We start from the raw sequence: 15,521 nt of genomic DNA, 5'->3' as shown, positions 1-15,521 counted from the left end.
CCCATGCTGTAATACGGAGATTCCTGTGCCAATTCGATCCATTTGTGCTTACTGCGGCTCGCAACCCGGCCGTGATCCCGCCTATGTCGCGGCAGGCCGGACGCTGGGAAAATCCATCGCCGCCCATGGTCTGCGACTCGTTTATGGCGGCGGCACCAAGGGCATCATGGGCGCCGTGGCCTCCGGCGTGCTGTCTCATGGCGGTGAGGTGACCGGCATCATCCCCGAATTTCTTGTCGACATGGAGGCAACCCGCCATTCTCTCGGACAGTTGAACGAGCTGATCATCACCAAGGATATGCACGAGCGCAAACACAAGATGTTCGAACGCGCCGATGCCTTCGTGACGCTGCCCGGCGGCATTGGCACGCTGGAGGAGATCGTCGAGATCATGACCTGGGCGCAGCTCGGCCGGCACGGCAAGCCGATGGTGTTCGCCAATGTCGGCGGCTTCTGGAACCCGATGCTGGAACTGATCGACCACATGAAGGCGCAGGGTTTTATCCACAACGCCAATCTGGTCAAGCCGCTGGTCATCGATCGGGTGGAGGACATCGTGCCGGCCATCATGGATGCCTGGGGCGACGAAGCCGTCGATGACGGCAACGAGGCCGTGATCGCCAAGCTTTAATCGACGATGAACAGTCTTGCACCGGTCTTCGTCGAAGACCGGTGCGGTTCGGCGCCATCGGCCACCTGGTAACTCATGCCCGGTGTCAGCAGAAAGCTGCGGCCATCGGCAAGCTCCGTCAGCAGTTCTCCCTCCAGGCAGAGCAGGATGTGACCTTTCTCGCACCAGTGGTCGGCGAGATAGCCTGGCGTATATTCGACCATGCGAACACGGATGTCCCCGAAATGCTGCGTGCGCCATGTGGCGCTGCCGGTCTCGCCACTGTGTTCGGTCCGCTCGATCCCCTCCCAATCGGTGGTGCCGAAGGGAATATCTGACATGCGCATGGGAACGTCCCTTGGGTGCGGCCTCAGCGGGCGCGATAGGCTCTCAGCATGGACAGGGTGTAGAGCGCCAGCGCCGACCAGATCAGCACGAAGGCCGAGAGTTTCACCGGGTTCATCGGCTCGTGGAACACGAAGACGGCGATCAGGAAGATGATCGTCGGGGTGATGTACTGCATGATGCCGATGGTCGAGAGGCGCAGCAGCTTGGCCGCGTTGGCATAGATCATCAGCGGCACTGCCGTTGCAATGCCGGCGGCGGCCAGCAGCCAGGTATCAGTGCTGGTACCGTGGGTGAAATGGCCGGTGCCGCTGGCTTCCAGCCACAGGATGTAGGGCAGGGCGGCGAAGCTGAGGATCGCCACCTCCAGGAAGAAGCCCTGGTTGGGGCCAATCGGCAGCGTCTTGCGCAACAGCGCGTAGATGCCCCAGCTGAACGTCAGCGTCAGCGAGATCCAGGGCAGGCGCCCGGCATCCCAGGTGAGAATGCCGACGGCAACGAAGGCAAGCGCGATCGCCGCCATCTGCGCCGGCGCCAGCCGTTCCTTCAGCAGGATCGAGCCGAGCAGGATGCTGAACAGCGGATTGATGAAGTAGCCGAGCGCGCCTTCGATCGCATGACCGGAGCCGACGGCATAGACATAGGTGCACCAGTTGATGGTGATCAGGCTGGCGGTCACGGTTGCCATCACCATGGTGCGCGGCGAATGCAGGGCGGCGCGGATATCGCCGAAGCGGCGGGTCACAAGCAGGATCAGCGCGGCAAAGGGCAGAGACCAGACCACCCGGTGCGCCAGTACCTCGAAGGGGGAGATGTGCCCGAGCGCCTTCAGGTAAAGCGGCAGAAAGCCCCAGATTCCATAGGCCGCCAGCGCATAGGCAAAGCCCTGCGGCGTGTCGCCGGTCTGCTGCGGTGCGGGCGATGCCGTGTCAGTTGCCATGCGGATGAACCTTTCCCTGTTACGGCGCCCTCATAGGCCGAAACAACGGTCGTCGCCAATTCATTCGTTTGGTGCTTGCATCAATGGCGTTCATTCGACAGGCTTGCCGGGGTTTTCGAAGCCCAGCCGGGAGCCAGGAGCCAGGTACATGAGCGACAGCCCCATCCATCGCCGCCTTTATGCCCAGCAGATGCTGGCGCGGGCTTTCGTCGAACGGGACGAGCGGCTGATGGCCGCCTTTGCCCGCGTGCCGCGCGAGGATTTTGCCGGTCCGCCGCCCTGGTACATCCGTGATCAGGAAGGGTACCGCGCAATGCCCTCCAACGATCCGCTGGTGCTTTACCAGGATGTGCTGGTCGGGCTCGACATGGCGCGCGCCGTCAACAATGGCAGCCCGGCCCTGCATGTCTGTCTCCTGCACAAGGCGGGTATCCAAGAGGGTGAGCATGTCGTGCATCTGGGGGCCGGCAGCGGCTATTATTCGGCGATCCTTGCCGAACTCGTCGGTCCCTCCGGCCAGGTGACGGCGGTGGAATATGACGCGAAACTGGCCGAGATGGCGCGGGCGGCGCTCAAACCCTACGACCAGGTGCAGGTGGTGCATGGCAGCGCCTTCGACTGGCCGCCGGCCAGGTCTGCGGCGAAGGCGGACGTCATCTACGTCAACTTCGCGCTCGATCATCCGCCGGCGCGCTGGGTGGAAAACCTCTATCTCAACGGTCGGCTGATCTTTCCCTTCGGCGTCCCGGCTATGGATGCCGCAGGCGGCCGCACCGGCGTGACGGCCCGTGCCGGCATGCTGATGATCGAACGCCGGACGGCGGGTTTCGAGGCCCGTTTCCTGCAAGGCGTCAGCTTCGTCTGGGCCGAGGGGCTCAACGAGGTGCCGGGCCGCCACGAGGGGCTGATGCGTGCCTTCCGCAGCGGAGGGCACGCAAAAATCCGCAGCCTGCGCTGGGGCGGCAGCCCCGGAACGCAGGAATGGTATGGCGAGGAGGGCTGGGGCCTCTCCTTCGACATGCTCTGATTATTCCGCTGCCAGACGTCCCGCCATGTGACGGTTCTTCATCAGCTTGTAGACGATCGAATCGATCAGCGCCTGGAAGGAGGCGTCGATGATGTTTTCCGACACGCCGACCGTCCACCAGCGGGTGCCGTCGCCATCCATGGATTCGATCAGGACGCGGGTGATCGCCTCAGTGCCGCCGTTGAGGATGCGCACCTTGTAATCCACCAGTTCGAGATCCTCGATCTCCCGGTTGAACTTGCCGAGATCCTTGCGCAGCGCAAGATCGAGTGCGTTGACCGGGCCATCGCCTTCGGCCACCGACATGATGCGATGGCCATCGATCACCAGCCGCACCACGGCTTCCGACACCGTCTTCAGCTGCCCGTTTGCATCGAAACGGCGCTCGACCATGACGCGAAAACCGTCGATCTCGAAGAAGGAGGGAATGGAGCCGAGCGTGCGGCGGGCCAGAAGCTCGAAGCTCGCATCCGCACCCTCATAGGCATACCCTTCCGCCTCGCGCTCCTTGACGATGGTGATCAGCTTGTCGAGGCGCGGGTCATCCTTGGCAACCTCGATGCCGCGGCGCTTCAACTCGTTGAGGAAATTCGACTTGCCGCCCTGGTCCGAGACCATGACCTTGCGCAGGTTGCCGACCGATTCCGGTTCCACATGCTCATAGGTGCGCGGGTCTTTCAGCAGGGCAGACGCGTGGATGCCGGCCTTGGTGGCGAAGGCGGACGCTCCGACGTAAGGGCTCTGATGGTTGGGCGAGCGGTTCAGCAATTCATCGAAGGCATGCGAGAGGCCCGTCAGCCCGGTCAGGCGCTCGCGATCGATGCTCGTTTCGAAACGCTCGTTATAGGCGGGTTTCAGAGCCAGCGTCGGGATGATCGTCACGAGATTGGCATTGCCGCAGCGCTCGCCGATGCCGTTCAGCGTGCCCTGGATCTGCCGCACGCCGGCTTCCACGGCGGCCAGCGAATTGGCAATCGCCTGGCCGGTATCGTCATGTGCATGGATGCCGAGATGATCGCCCGGAATGCCGGCGGCGATGACGGCGGAGACGATCTCCCGCACTTCCGCTGGCTGGCTGCCGCCATTGGTGTCGCACAAAACCACCCAGCGGGCGCCGGCCTCGTAAGCCGCTTTGGCGCAGGCCAGCGCATAGTCCGGATTGGCCTTGTAGCCGTCGAAGAAATGCTCGCAATCGATCATCGCCTCGCGGCCGGCGGCGATCACCGCCTCGACGCTGTCGCGGATCGATTCGAGATTCTCCTCGTTCGAACAGCCGAGCGCCACGCGCACATGATAATCCCAGCTTTTCGCCACAAGACAGATCACGTCGCTCTTCGACTGCAAAAGTGCTGCAAGCCCCGGATCGTTTGCGGCCGAGACGCCGGCGCGCTTCGTCATGCCGAAGGCCACGAATTTTGCGGCCCGCGTGCGCTTCTGGCCGAAGAAGGCGGTGTCGGTCGGATTGGCGCCGGGATAACCGCCCTCGATGTAATCAATGCCGAAGTCGTCGAGCAGCTTGGTGATGGCAATCTTGTCCTCGACGGAAAAATCCACGCCGGGCGTCTGCTGCCCGTCGCGCAACGTGGTGTCGAAGAGTGTGATTTTTTCGCGTGTCATGTCCGTGCCGCTCCCTGGCATGTCGTCATCCTTCCATACCCCTCACCCGGCTGCCGCCACCTTCCGACGGCGATTGCAGACGGCAAGACCCCCTCTGGCTGCCGCCATCTCCCCCACAAGGGGGGAGACCCATTGCGGCGCTGTCCTGCCCAGTTTGAAGGGGCCACATCCAGGAGACGTGGCTGGGTGAGGCAGCAGCCGTTCTGCCGGTCTCCCCCCTTGTGGGGGAGATGGCCGGCAGGCCAGAGGGGGGTATTCAAGTCCTCAGCTCTTTCCCGCAAACCTGTCCGTCGCCCGGATCAGCTGGTCGAGAATGCCGGGATCGGTCAGCGCGTGGCCGGCGCCCTCGACGATCTTCAGTTCCGCATCCGTCCAGTGCTTGGACAGCTCCCAGGCATATTTGAGCGGGCAGGGCATATCGTAGCGACCATGCACGATGACGCCCGGAATGCCTTGAAGCTTGTGTGCATCGCGCAGCAATTGCCCTTCCTCCAGCCAGCCGGCATGCATGAAATAGTGGTTTTCGATGCGGGCAAAGGCGATGGCGTAATGATCCTCGCCGAAACTGTCGATCTGCGCCAGGTCGGGGATGAGCGAGATGGTCGAGCCCTCCCAGCGGCTCCAGGCCTTGGCAAACCTGAGCTTTTCCGCCTCGTCGCTGCCGGTCAGGCGGCGGTGATAGGCGGCCATCATGTCGTGCCGCTCGGCTTCCGGTACCGGTTCGATGAACTTTTCCCAGCGGTCCGGATACATTTCCGAGACGCCGAATTGATAATACCAGTCGAGTTCCGCTTTCGTCAGCGTATAGATGCCGCGCACGACAAGTTCGGTGACGCGCTCTGGATGGCTTTCCGAATAGGCGAGCGCCAGCGTCGACCCCCAGGAGCCGCCGAACACCATCCAGCGTTCAACGCCGATCATCTGCCGCAGCCGCTCGATGTCATCGACCAGATGCCAGGTGGTGTTGGCCTCGAGCGAGGCATGCGGCGTCGAGCGGCCACAGCCGCGCTGGTCGAACAGCAGCACGTCATAGAGTGCCGGATCGAAGACGCGGCGCTGGTTCGGATTGCAGCCGCCGCCCGGGCCGCCATGCAGGAAAACGACGGGTTTCGCGCCCTTCGTGCCGACCCGCTCCCAGTAGATGTTATGGCCGTCGCCGACATCCAGCATGCCCGTTTCGTAGGGCTCGATCTCGGGATAATAGCTGCGCAGTTCGCTCATGTCAGTCGTCCTTGGGCGGCCATTCCGCCGTATCGTGATCGGGATGCTGGAAGGTCTTCTGTGCCACCGCCGCCAGCCAGTCCGCTGAAACCGCTTCCGCCTCTTCAGGCAGGTCCGCCAGCGCATGAAAGAAGGAGAGGCGGGAGTTCTGGCCGGATTGCAAGGCCGGTTTGGCCCGTTCCGGTTCGTCCAGTCCGCCAAGCACCACATTCAGCCCGTCGGCCCCCAGCGGCTCGAAGAACAGCGGCGTGCCGCAGGCGCTGCAGAAGCCCCGTCGCACCATTGCGGAGGAGTGGAACCAGGAGGGTTCGCCGCGTGTCAGGGCAAAATCCGCGCGCGCCACCCAGCCGAGCGGCAGAAAATAGTTGCCGGATGCCTTCTGGCACATGCGGCAGTGGCAGAGATGCGGATTGGCCGGCACGCCCCGGATGCGATAGCGCACCGCGCCGCACTGGCAGCCGCCGGAGAGAAACGCGCTCATGCTTCCTCCGGTGGCCACTGATCCGTATCGTGATCGGGATGCTGGTAACTCTCGACGGCGGCGAAGAAGGCCTCCATCTCCGGGCTGGTGACGGCGGGTTTTTGAAACAGCGTGTCGATCCAGGGCAGGCGCTGGTGATGGTTCACCTGCACCTGCGGCTCCAACTGCTCGGGGTGATCGAAGGCGCCGATCGCCAGTTCCACGCCGCCCGGATGATGATAGGTCAGCGGCGTACCGCATTTGTTGCAGAAGCCGCGTTTCACTTTGGCAGAGGAGCGGAAGAGGCTCGGCTGGCCGCGTGTCCAGGTCAGATGTGCCTGATCGGCAGAGACGAGCGCGCCGAAGAAGCTGCCGAACGCCTTCTGGCACATGCGGCAATGGCAGATCGACGGCCGCCCGAGCTTTTCCGCCCGAAACCGAACCGCGCCGCACTGGCATCCGCCGGTCATGATGCTGTCCATGCCGCTCTCCTATCTCAGGCTGACGTAAAGAACGATGCCGATGGTGATGGCGGCCACCAGAACGCCCTTGGCGATCAGGCCGTAGAGCAGCCATTTCGGCATCTTCGTATTGGGGTTGGGCTCCGTCATCACCGCCTCTCCTCTGGCCAGTCGGCGGTGTCGTGATCCGGATGCTGGTAGGAGACGACATCCGGCAGGAAGGGCGCGTCGTCGAGATCATCCAGCGTGGCGCGTGCCGGCAGCGAGGGAATGTCATCGGCAAAGGCGAGCTTGCATTCGATGCCGAACTGGATCGTCGGCGGCAGGCGGGCCGGATCGTCAAAGGCGCCTGCCGCGAGCGACAGCCCATCCGGCGCCTCATAGCTCAGCGGCGTGCCGCAATTCTCGCAGAAACCGCGCAGGACGAAATTCGAGGAGGCAAAGCGTTTCGGCTCGCCGCGCGTCCACGTCACCTTCGCGGTGCCGACCGCCACCAGCGGCGCATAGTAGGCGCCAAATGCCTTCTGGCACATGCGACAGTGGCAGACCGACACATCCTTCGGCGCCCCCTCCATGCGAAAACGGATCGCGCCGCACTGGCAGCCGCCGGTGTGGATCTCGCTCATGCGGGCCTCCTGTTGGTGGGTGGGGTACCCTCCTCTGTCCTGCCGGACATCTCCCCCTCAAGGGGGGAGATCGGCAGAACGGCAGAGGCTTTGCCCCGAACAAATCTCGGAGATTTCGACCCCATTTTCGTTGGCCAGCAGCCAGAAACGTGTGCCAGGTGCTCGCCAGTCTGATGCGCCCTTGATTGAGGCAGCGCGCGCGCGGCATCCCGATCTCCCCCCTTGAGGGGGAGATGCCCGGCAGGGCAGAGGGGGGTATGGCGCGGCGAAAGAGCCATGTTAGCGCTTCAACTCCCAGGTCGTCACCCGCTGGCCTGTTACGGGATCCTTGCCGTCCTTCAACTGGATACCCTTTTCCGCCAACTCGTTGCGGATGCGGTCGGCTTCGGCGAAGTTTTTGGCTTTGAGCAGTTCAAGCCGCATCTCCACCAGCGCATCGATGCCGGCGGCAATGGCTTCATCCACCTCCACGGGCTTCGGCAAGAGGCCAAGCAGATCGGCCGAGGCGGCGAACCGGGCTTTGGCGTCTGGATCGCTGTGCGAGGCCTGGGCCAGGGCATGCAGCGCCTGGATGGCGGCGACCGTGTTGAGATCGTCCGAAAGCGCCTCGAGCACGCTCTCGTCCGGTTCAGCGCCACTAGCCTCGGCCACCGGCCATTTCGCCAGCAGCCGCTCCGCCTCTTCCAGCCGCTTAACCGAAAAATCGATCGGCTCGCGGTAATGCGTCATCAGCATGGCAAGCCGCAGCACTTCGCCCGGCCATTTCCGGCCGCCGAACTTCTCGGTCTCCAGAAGCTCGTTGATGGTGACGAAATTGCCCTCCGACTTCGACATCTTGCGGCCTTCCACCTGCACGAAGCCGTTGTGCATCCACACCGTCGCCATCACGTCGGTGTCGTAGGCGCAGCAGGACTGAGCGATCTCGTTTTCGTGGTGGGGGAAGATCAGGTCGAGGCCGCCGCCATGGATGTCGAACTGGTGCGGGCGGGCCTTGCCCTGCGGCGAAAGCCTGTCCTTGATCTCTTCCCACAGATAGCGGTTGGACATGGCCGAGCATTCGATATGCCAGCCCGGCCGGCCATAAATGGCAAAGCTCTTGCCTTCGAACACGAAACTGGCGGCCCAGCCGGGTTCGGTATCGGCGGACTGTTTCCACAGCACGAAATCGCCGGGGTTCATCTTGTGGGCTTCCACGGCCACGCGCGCGCCGGCTTGCTGGTCCTCAAGTCGGCGCTTGGAGAGCTGGCCGTAATCGGCCATGGAAGCGGTGGCAAACAGAACCTCGTGGCCTTCCGGGCCCGATGCCACATAGGCATGGCCCTGGGTCAGCAGGCGCTGGATGATCTCGATCATCTGGGGAATATTGTCGGTCGCGCGCGGCTGATGCGTGGGCTCCAGGCAGCCGAGCGCCTTCACATCCGCCTGGAACTGGCTTTCCGTCTTGCCGGTCACGGCCCGGATCGCCTCGTTCAGGCTCATCGAGCCATCGGCGATCTTGGATCCGAAATCCCGCAGCGCCCGCGCATTGATCTTGTCGTCCACGTCGGTGATGTTGCGGGCATAGGTGACATGGGCATCGCCATAGACATGCCGCAGCAGGCGGAAAAGCACATCGAAAACAATGACGGGGCGCGCATTGCCGATATGGGCATAGTCATAGACGGTCGGGCCGCAGACATACATGCGCACATTGTTCGGGTCGAGCGGCTGGAACACCGCCTTTTCGCGGGTCAGCGTGTTGTAGAGCTTGAGCGTGTGGCTCATCGATATCGTCTCCCGAAACGGACTGGAACCGGCCGGACCGGTTCTGTGTCTTCTTGTGGTTTTCGAGAGACGAGAACGGCCGGCCAGCGAATGCTAGCGAATAATGATCCCGCAGATGGTGCAGAGGGCCGTGTTCATGGGGCAAAGCTTATGGCCCCGAACCGGCATGTGGTCAAGGGGAGGGCAAGGCCGAAATGTTCGCTCATCCGGTGGCTGGCGAAATATTCATACTGCCTCGGACGGGCGGTAAACAGGTCTATGGCTGCAGCGGGATTTTTGCCTTTGCCGGCATCAGCCCCAGCACCAGCGCGCAGCCGGCGATGATCACCGCACCGCCGGCGATCTGCATCAGGCTCAAGGGTTCGTCCAGTAGCAGTGCGCCCACCAGAACGGCGACCACCGTGACGGCAAATTCGACGCTGATTGCCCGCGTTGCACCGATTGACGAGACAAGGCCGAAATAGAGCACATAGGTGAGCGCACTCATCAGGCCGGCGAGCGCGACGAGATAAAGGTAATCGACAGCCTGCGGCACGCCCGGAACCGGCACGACCGCAATCAGCGGCAGGGCAATGATGCCGCCGGAGAGAAATGCGCCGATGGTGACCTCCCAGGGCCCTGTGCCGGCGAGGTGGCGGCTCGCATAATTGCTGCCGAAGGCGGCGGAGAAGGTGGAAAACAGCATGGCGGCACAGCCGAGCAGAAAGGTCGGCGTCACCGGAACGGCGGGGAAACCGACGAGCATCACGAGACCGATCGTGCCGAGCATCAGGCCCAGCACGCGGGCGGGTGAGATGGCCTCCAGCCCCCAGAGCCTCGAAATCACCATGGAAAACAGCGGGATGGAGGCAACGAAGATCGCCGCCATTGCCGTGCCGATGCGCGGCGTCGCATAGGAAAGCCCGATCAGCTGGCCGGCAACCGTGGTGGCGCCCACCACGGCCAGCGGCGCGACGCGGGCAGGGAAGGCAAGCCTGCGCCGCGTCAGCCGCGCCATCAGGATCAGGATGGCGGCCGCGATGAAACAGCGGAAGGTGACCGCCCCCACCCAGCCAAAGGCGGCGACCACCTTCAGCAGAAGCAGGAAGGAAAAGCCCCAGGCAATGGCAAGGAACAGATAGGCAGCAAGATCGCGAAGGCGCATGGGGAAAGCTTTGAACGGGCCGGTTGTTATTCCGGCAGGCGGTAATCAACGAACCGGTTCTGCCGCACGACATAGAGCCTTCCGGTTTCCGTCATCTCCGGCGAACAGAGCGGCAGGAGTTTTTCGGCGACTTCGGACGGGTGCGGCAGGGTGGCGGGGTCTTCGCCCGGCATCGCCTGAGCCCGCATGGCGGTGCGGGTCGCACCCGGATTGACATTGATGACGCGCAGTCTCGTCTGCTGCGTTTCGGCGGCCCAGGTGCGGCCCAGCATTTCGACAGCCGCCTTGGAGGCGGCATAGGCGCCCCAGAAGGGGCGGGCATCGGTTGCCACGCCGGAGGAAAGCAGAAGCGCGCGTCCGGCATCGGATTTTTGCAGCAGCGGTTCGACCGAGCGGATCAGTCGCCAGGTGGCCGTCACATTGGTCAGCATCACCTTGTCGAAAACTTTCGCCTCGATATGGCCGACCGGCGAAATGACGCCCAGAATGCCGGCATTGGCCACCAGAATGTCGAGTTTGCCCCAGCGCTCATAGATCGAGGCACCGAGCCGGTCGATGGCCTGCATGTCGGTGAGGTCGAAGGGAACGAGCGTCGCCGTGCCGCCGGCCGCCTGGATCTGGTCGTCGAGTTCCTCGAGACCGCCCACCGTGCGGGCGCAGGCAATCACATGCGCGCCGGCTTTTGCAAGCGCAAGCGCCGTAAAATAGCCGATGCCGCGCGAGGCACCGGTCACCAGTGCGATTTTGCCTGTCAGGTCGATGCTCATCAATCCTCCACCTCTGCCTGGCAGATCTGCGTCTGCGCCTGTGCCGCAAGAGGTCGTTACCCTCCCTGCTGTCATCCGTGCTTGTCACAGGGGGTGGCTCGGCGCAAGGGGTTGCGCCGGCATGACGCAGCAGCAACCGTTGGTCCAAAATACAAAAAGCCCCTCCGCCGGTCCGGCAGAGGGGCTTTGTCAGAAAAGGGTCTCAGCCGTTGCTGGCCATGACCGAAACCTTGCGGCCCATTGCTTCGCCGTGCTTGTCCAGCAGGCGGGTCGGGTAATCGCCGGTGAAATAGTGATCGGTGAATTGCGGACGGGCGGGGTTGCGGTCCTCGCCGCCAACGGCCCGGTAAAGCCCGTTGATCGACAGGAAGGCGAGCGAATCCGCGCCGATATAGCGGCACATGGCCTCGACACCGTCATACTGGTTGGCGAGCAGCTTTTCGGCGTCCGGCGTATCGATGCCGTAGAAATCCGGATAGAAGATCATCGGCGAGGCAACGCGCAGATGCACTTCCTTGGCGCCCGCATCGCGGATCATCTGCACGATCTTCAGCGAGGTTGTGCCGCGCACGATCGAATCATCGACCAGGATGACGCGCTTGCCCTCGATCATCGCCCGGTTGGCCGAGTGCTTCAGCTTCACGCCGAAGGCGCGGATCTGCTGGGTCGGCTCGATGAAGGTTCGGCCGACATAATGGTTGCGGATGATGCCGTATTCGAAGGGAATGCCGCTTTCCTGCGCATAACCAAGGGCTGCCGGCGTGCCGCCATCCGGAACCGGCACCACCACGTCGCCTTCGACGGGGGCCTCCTGCGCCAGGTTCACGCCCATGTTCTTGCGCGCCACATAGACGCTGCGGCCACCCACAACCGAATCCGGCCGCGCGAAGTAGACATATTCGAACAGGCACAGGCGCTCCGGTTGCGCTGTCGGCGATTTGCGGGAATCGATCTCGATCGAGCCGTCCGGCTGGATCTCGCAGATGATGATCTCGCCGTTTTCCACGTCGCGCACATATTTGGCGCCGATGATGTCCAGTGCGCAGGTTTCCGAGCAGAAGATCGGCTTGCCGTCCAGTTCCCCCATCACCAGCGGGCGGATGCCGGTGGGGTCGCGTGCGGCGATCAGCTTGGTGCGGGTCAGCGCCAGCATGGAATAGCCGCCTTCCATCTGGCGGATAGCATCGATGAAGCGGTCGGTGGTGTTGGTGTAGCGCGAGCGGGCGATCAGGTGGAGAACCACTTCCGTATCGGAGGTGGACTGACAGATGGCGCCACCGGCGATCAGCTGGCGGCGCAGCGTAAGCCCGTTGGTGAAGTTGCCGTTATGGGCAACGGCGATGCCGCCGACTTCCAGTTCGGCAAACAGCGGCTGCACGTTGCGCAGCGCCACTTCGCCGGTGGTGGAATAGCGGGTGTGGCCGATCGCCATCGGCCCCGGCAGCTTCGCGAGCGTTGCCGGGTTGGTGTAGTGATCGCCGACCAGGCCCATGTGCTTTTCGGTATGGAACTGCTTGCCGTCGAAGGAGACGATACCGGCCGCTTCCTGGCCGCGATGCTGCAGCGCATGCAGCCCGAGCGCCGTCAGCGTTGCGGCATCGGGATGACCCAGAATGCCAAACACGCCGCATTCCTCATGCAGCGTGTCGCCGTCCAGATCGTGGGAAACATCATGCGAAACCGGCTGAATCATGGTCTGCAGGTCCTTGGAGCTTGGTCAGAAAACTGAAAGAGGCCGGAGAGGGGCTTCCCGTATCCGGCCTTGTCTGGCGCGCTATAGCACAAGTGGTGACGCTTGGCTTCCCTTAGAAGAGCAACAAAGCGTCAATTATTTGTCACACTCGGTGCCGGGGCCTCGTCGGAGGGGGCGGCTTCCGTCTCGCTGCCCGGCGCCGGAGCGCTCTTGCCGAGAAGGCGGCTGCGCGCCTGCTGTTCGATGTTTTCCGGCAGCACGGCTTCCAGGCGTGCGACCAGCGTATCCAGGAAGGGCTTGGATTTCGACTGGGTGACCCAGGCCGGCTGCGCCTGCGCACCGACCAGCCAGTTCCAGAACGCCACCGCCACGACCAGAAGCAGCACGCCGCGCGCCACGCCGAAGACGAAGCCAAGCGCCCGGTCCAACGCGCCGATGCGGCTGTCGATGATGAAATCGGCAATGCGCGTGGTGATGAAGGTGATGATGACAAGCGCGATGAAGAAGATCAGCACCACGGAACCTGCAATCGCGATGCGGTCATCGGTGGTATAGTTCTTGGCATAGGGCAGAAGCAGCGGGTAGAGATAGTAGGCTGCGGTAATCGAACCTGCCCAGCTGGCAATCGACAGCACCTCGCGGGAGAAGCCGCGCACCATGGCGAGCACCGCCGAAAACAGTGTGACGCCAATGACAATGCCGTCGAAAATCGTGATGGGCATGAACGAACTCACTCCAAGACTGATCTGGCTGCGCCAGAATGACCCCTGAGACGGGTGGCGGCAGGATTTGCTTAACCCTTGCGGCCTGTGGCGCACCTCTTACAACAGGGAGACGGCGGGGAAAAGATCAATCCTCCTCCTCTGCTTTCCCCAGCTTCCTCATCGACCCGGCGATTTCCACCACCAGATCGGGCAGGCCTTCGATTTCGCTCCAGCCCTTGCGGCCGCCCTTCGGGATCTCGGCCGAGGAGGCGGGCAGCATGGCGGAAGAAAAACCCAGCTTTTCGGCTTCCTTGAGGCGCTGCGCCGTCTGCGAGACGGGACGCACCGCCCCTGACAGGCTGACCTCGCCGAAATAGACCCGCTCGGAGGGCAGGGGGGCGGCGGCAAGCGAGGAGACAAGCGCTGCGGCCACCGCCACGTCGGCGGCTGGTTCCGAGATGCGGTAGCCGCCCGCCACGTTCAAATAAACGTCATGCTGGCCAAGACGCACGCCGCAATGGGCTTCCAGCACCGCGAGAATCATCGAAAGGCGCGCCGAATCCCAGCCGACGACGGCCCGGCGCGGCGTGCCGAGCGAGGTGGGGGCGACAAGGGCCTGCACCTCCACCAGCACCGGGCGCGTGCCTTCCATGCCGGCAAACACGGCAGCCCCCGGCGCCTTGGCATTACGCTCGCCGAGGAAGAGTTCGGAGGGGTTGGAAACCTCGCGCAGGCCCTTGTCCGACATTTCGAACACGCCGATCTCGTCGGTCGGCCCGAAACGGTTCTTCACCGTGCGCAGGATGCGGTAATGGTGGCCGCGATCGCCCTCGAAATAGAGAACCGCATCGACCATGTGCTCGACGACGCGGGGGCCGGCGATCTGGCCCTCCTTGGTCACATGGCCGACCAGCACCATGGCGGCACCCGTCTGCTTGGCAAATCGGATCATCGCCTGAACGCCGGTGCGCACCTGGGTCACCGTGCCCGGTGCGGAATCGGCGGTATCGCTCCAGAGCGTCTGGATGGAATCGATGATCACCAGGTCCGGCCGCCTGCCTTCGGCAAGCGTCGCCAGGATGTCCTCGACATTGGTTTCGGCGGCGAGCAGCACGTCGGTATTGGCCGCACCCAGGCGCTGGGCTCTCAGCCGCACCTGCGCCACTGCCTCTTCACCAGACACATAGATGATCCGATGGCCGCGGCGTGCAAGGGCTGCCGCCGCCTGCATCAGAAGCGTCGACTTGCCGATGCCCGGATCGCCGCCGACCAGTACGGCCGAGCCGCGCACGAAGCCGCCGCCCGTCACCCGGTCGAGTTCGCTGATGCCGGTCTGCACGCGCGGCGCTTCCTCTGTTTCGCCGGACAGCGTGGTGAGGGCAACCGGGCGGCCCTTCTTCGGCGTCTTCCCCGGTCCGCTGCCGATGCCGCCCATCGGATCTTCTTCAACAATGGTGTTCCACTCGCCGCAGCCATCGCACTTGCCGGCCCAGCGGGTATGCACCGTGCCGCAGTTCTGGCACACGAATTGGGTCTTGGGTTTTGCCATCGAAAGATCAGTCTTCTTGTTGTTCTTCGGAAAAGAGGTCGGCCGGGAGGTTCTGGTGGCCGTGTAAAACGCGCAGGATGATCACCTCCGTCGCAGTCGCGCGGAAGTAAATGCAGCGTCTGTGAAATGGCAGCGCCTTCAAGCCGCTGCGCAGGTCATCGCGTGGAACACCGGGAAAGCCGCTCGCGGCTGTCCATTCGATCTTGCTGGTCAATTGGCGCACAAAACGGCTTGCTGCGATGATGTCACTTTCACCAATGTGGACAAAGATGTCGACAAGGTCCTGATCCGCAAGCCGCGTGTAGATCAGCTTTTTCGGTTTAATCGGCGCATCCCCCGTTCGATGATCGAATCGGCGACGACATCAGCGCTTTGGAACGGCAGGATCTCACCAGCCGCGATCTGGGCATCCGCGGCATCGATAGCTCGCCGAACCTGCTCATCGTCACGACCCAGCAACCGTAGCCCCGCCCGCACCACGTCCTCGGCGCTTCGGTAGACACCGCTGCGCAGCTTCGCGTCGATGAAGGCCTGTTCTTCTTCGGTCAGGTGGATCTCGGTCATTTCGATCTCCTTTTGTTCTCTTATAACGC

Annotated in this window: 17 protein-coding genes; 2 read left to right on the top strand and 15 right to left on the bottom strand. The window is 63.3% G+C overall.

The features are described from left to right. Positions 1-25 precede the first annotated feature (25 nt). The gene (locus KLP42_RS01210) at positions 26-631 is read left to right on the top strand and encodes an LOG family protein (protein ID WP_215564049.1); all 606 of its coding nucleotides are present in this window, start codon (positions 26-28) and stop codon (positions 629-631) included. Here KLP42_RS01210 and KLP42_RS01205 read toward each other — a convergent pair. Both KLP42_RS01205 and rarD read right to left on the bottom strand, forming a co-directional pair. Continuing rightward, the gene (locus KLP42_RS01205; protein WP_215564047.1) at positions 628-957 is read right to left on the bottom strand and encodes a DHCW motif cupin fold protein; all 330 of its coding nucleotides are present in this window, start codon (positions 955-957) and stop codon (positions 628-630) included. The genes KLP42_RS01210 and KLP42_RS01205 overlap by 4 nt on opposite strands. Positions 958-980: 23 nt before the next feature. After that, a complete protein-coding gene (gene rarD / locus KLP42_RS01200) occupies positions 981-1,895 on the bottom strand; it encodes an EamA family transporter RarD (RefSeq protein WP_215564045.1) in 915 nt (304 codons plus the stop codon). A gap of 148 nt (positions 1,896-2,043) precedes the next feature. Here rarD and KLP42_RS01195 point away from each other — a divergent pair, with 148 nt between their 5' ends. Beyond that, positions 2,044-2,922 carry a protein-L-isoaspartate O-methyltransferase family protein gene (locus KLP42_RS01195; protein WP_215564043.1) on the top strand — a complete coding sequence of 293 codons (879 nt, stop codon included), beginning with the start codon at positions 2,044-2,046 and terminating at the stop codon, positions 2,920-2,922. On the opposite strand, the gene cimA is transcribed toward KLP42_RS01195, so the two are convergent. The 13 genes from cimA to KLP42_RS01130 form a co-directional block, all read right to left on the bottom strand. Beyond that, a complete protein-coding gene (cimA, locus tag KLP42_RS01190; RefSeq protein ID WP_215564042.1) occupies positions 2,923-4,539 on the bottom strand; it encodes a citramalate synthase in 1,617 nt (538 codons plus the stop codon). A gap of 264 nt (positions 4,540-4,803) precedes the next feature. After that, positions 4,804-5,760 (bottom strand): prolyl aminopeptidase, encoded by a 957-nt coding sequence (gene pip, locus KLP42_RS01185; protein WP_215564040.1) that lies wholly within the window; start codon positions 5,758-5,760, stop codon positions 4,804-4,806. 1 nt (position 5,761) lies between these two features. Beyond that, complete coding sequence (locus KLP42_RS01180) at positions 5,762-6,241, bottom strand: GFA family protein (protein WP_215564038.1); 480 nt, start codon at positions 6,239-6,241, stop codon at positions 5,762-5,764. Further along, the gene (locus KLP42_RS01175; protein ID WP_215564036.1) at positions 6,238-6,702 is read right to left on the bottom strand and encodes a GFA family protein; all 465 of its coding nucleotides are present in this window, start codon (positions 6,700-6,702) and stop codon (positions 6,238-6,240) included. Before KLP42_RS01175 ends, KLP42_RS01180 begins: the two co-directional genes overlap by 4 nt. A gap of 128 nt (positions 6,703-6,830) precedes the next feature. Continuing rightward, complete coding sequence (locus KLP42_RS01170) at positions 6,831-7,307, bottom strand: GFA family protein (protein WP_215564034.1); 477 nt, start codon at positions 7,305-7,307, stop codon at positions 6,831-6,833. A 279-nt stretch (positions 7,308-7,586) separates the two neighbouring features. Then, on the bottom strand, positions 7,587-9,071 hold the full coding sequence (gene cysS / locus KLP42_RS01165; protein ID WP_215564032.1) for a cysteine--tRNA ligase: 1,485 nt from the start codon (positions 9,069-9,071) through the stop codon (positions 7,587-7,589). 256 nt (positions 9,072-9,327) lie between these two features. Beyond that, positions 9,328-10,215, bottom strand: coding sequence for a DMT family transporter (locus KLP42_RS01160; RefSeq protein ID WP_215564030.1), 888 nt, complete (start codon positions 10,213-10,215; stop codon positions 9,328-9,330). Positions 10,216-10,241: 26 nt separating this feature from the next. Continuing rightward, positions 10,242-10,982 carry an SDR family NAD(P)-dependent oxidoreductase gene (locus tag KLP42_RS01155; RefSeq protein ID WP_215564028.1) on the bottom strand — a complete coding sequence of 247 codons (741 nt, stop codon included), beginning with the start codon at positions 10,980-10,982 and terminating at the stop codon, positions 10,242-10,244. 202 nt (positions 10,983-11,184) lie between these two features. Next, on the bottom strand, positions 11,185-12,675 hold the full coding sequence (purF, locus tag KLP42_RS01150; RefSeq protein ID WP_215564026.1) for an amidophosphoribosyltransferase: 1,491 nt from the start codon (positions 12,673-12,675) through the stop codon (positions 11,185-11,187). Between the two features lie 131 nt (positions 12,676-12,806). Further along, positions 12,807-13,397, bottom strand: a complete 591-nt coding sequence (locus KLP42_RS01145) for a CvpA family protein (RefSeq protein WP_215564023.1) — start codon at positions 13,395-13,397, stop codon at positions 12,807-12,809. Between the two features lie 127 nt (positions 13,398-13,524). Then, entirely contained in the window at positions 13,525-14,928 is a 1,404-nt protein-coding gene (gene radA, locus KLP42_RS01140) for a DNA repair protein RadA (RefSeq protein ID WP_215564021.1), read from the bottom strand. Between the two features lie 7 nt (positions 14,929-14,935). Then, positions 14,936-15,187 carry a type II toxin-antitoxin system RelE/ParE family toxin gene (locus KLP42_RS01135; protein WP_353844796.1) on the bottom strand — a complete coding sequence of 84 codons (252 nt, stop codon included), beginning with the start codon at positions 15,185-15,187 and terminating at the stop codon, positions 14,936-14,938. Positions 15,188-15,234: 47 nt separating this feature from the next. After that, on the bottom strand, positions 15,235-15,492 hold the full coding sequence (locus tag KLP42_RS01130; protein WP_215564019.1) for a type II toxin-antitoxin system ParD family antitoxin: 258 nt from the start codon (positions 15,490-15,492) through the stop codon (positions 15,235-15,237). Positions 15,493-15,521: the final 29 nt, after the last annotated feature.

Origin of the sequence: Rhizobium sp. CSW-27, assembly GCF_018760785.1 — a bacterium.
GTDB lineage: Bacteria > Pseudomonadota > Alphaproteobacteria > Rhizobiales > Rhizobiaceae > Neorhizobium.
This window is presented reverse-complemented; position numbering and strand designations above follow the sequence as displayed.

Bases quoted from the DNA above. Each gene is read 5' to 3' on its own strand.
- pip (WP_215564040.1), bottom strand. From the start codon at position 5,760: ATGAGCGAACTGCGCAGCTATTATCCCGAGATCGAGCCCTACGAAACG.
- KLP42_RS01145 (WP_215564023.1), bottom strand. From the start codon at position 13,397: ATGCCCATCACGATTTTCGACGGCATTGTCATTGGCGTCACACTGTTT.
- KLP42_RS01205 (WP_215564047.1), bottom strand. From the start codon at position 957: ATGCGCATGTCAGATATTCCCTTCGGCACCACCGATTGGGAGGGGATC.
- rarD (WP_215564045.1), bottom strand. From the start codon at position 1,895: ATGGCAACTGACACGGCATCGCCCGCACCGCAGCAGACCGGCGACACG.
- cimA (WP_215564042.1), bottom strand. From the start codon at position 4,539: ATGACACGCGAAAAAATCACACTCTTCGACACCACGTTGCGCGACGGG.
- KLP42_RS01175 (WP_215564036.1), bottom strand. From the start codon at position 6,702: ATGGACAGCATCATGACCGGCGGATGCCAGTGCGGCGCGGTTCGGTTT.
- KLP42_RS01170 (WP_215564034.1), bottom strand. From the start codon at position 7,307: ATGAGCGAGATCCACACCGGCGGCTGCCAGTGCGGCGCGATCCGTTTT.
- KLP42_RS01130 (WP_215564019.1), bottom strand. From the start codon at position 15,492: ATGACCGAGATCCACCTGACCGAAGAAGAACAGGCCTTCATCGACGCG.
- KLP42_RS01180 (WP_215564038.1), bottom strand. From the start codon at position 6,241: ATGAGCGCGTTTCTCTCCGGCGGCTGCCAGTGCGGCGCGGTGCGCTAT.
- radA (WP_215564021.1), bottom strand. From the start codon at position 14,928: ATGGCAAAACCCAAGACCCAATTCGTGTGCCAGAACTGCGGCACGGTG.
- cysS (WP_215564032.1), bottom strand. From the start codon at position 9,071: ATGAGCCACACGCTCAAGCTCTACAACACGCTGACCCGCGAAAAGGCG.
- purF (WP_215564026.1), bottom strand. From the start codon at position 12,675: ATGATTCAGCCGGTTTCGCATGATGTTTCCCACGATCTGGACGGCGAC.
- KLP42_RS01155 (WP_215564028.1), bottom strand. From the start codon at position 10,982: ATGAGCATCGACCTGACAGGCAAAATCGCACTGGTGACCGGTGCCTCG.
- KLP42_RS01160 (WP_215564030.1), bottom strand. From the start codon at position 10,215: ATGCGCCTTCGCGATCTTGCTGCCTATCTGTTCCTTGCCATTGCCTGG.
- KLP42_RS01195 (WP_215564043.1), top strand. From the start codon at position 2,044: ATGAGCGACAGCCCCATCCATCGCCGCCTTTATGCCCAGCAGATGCTG.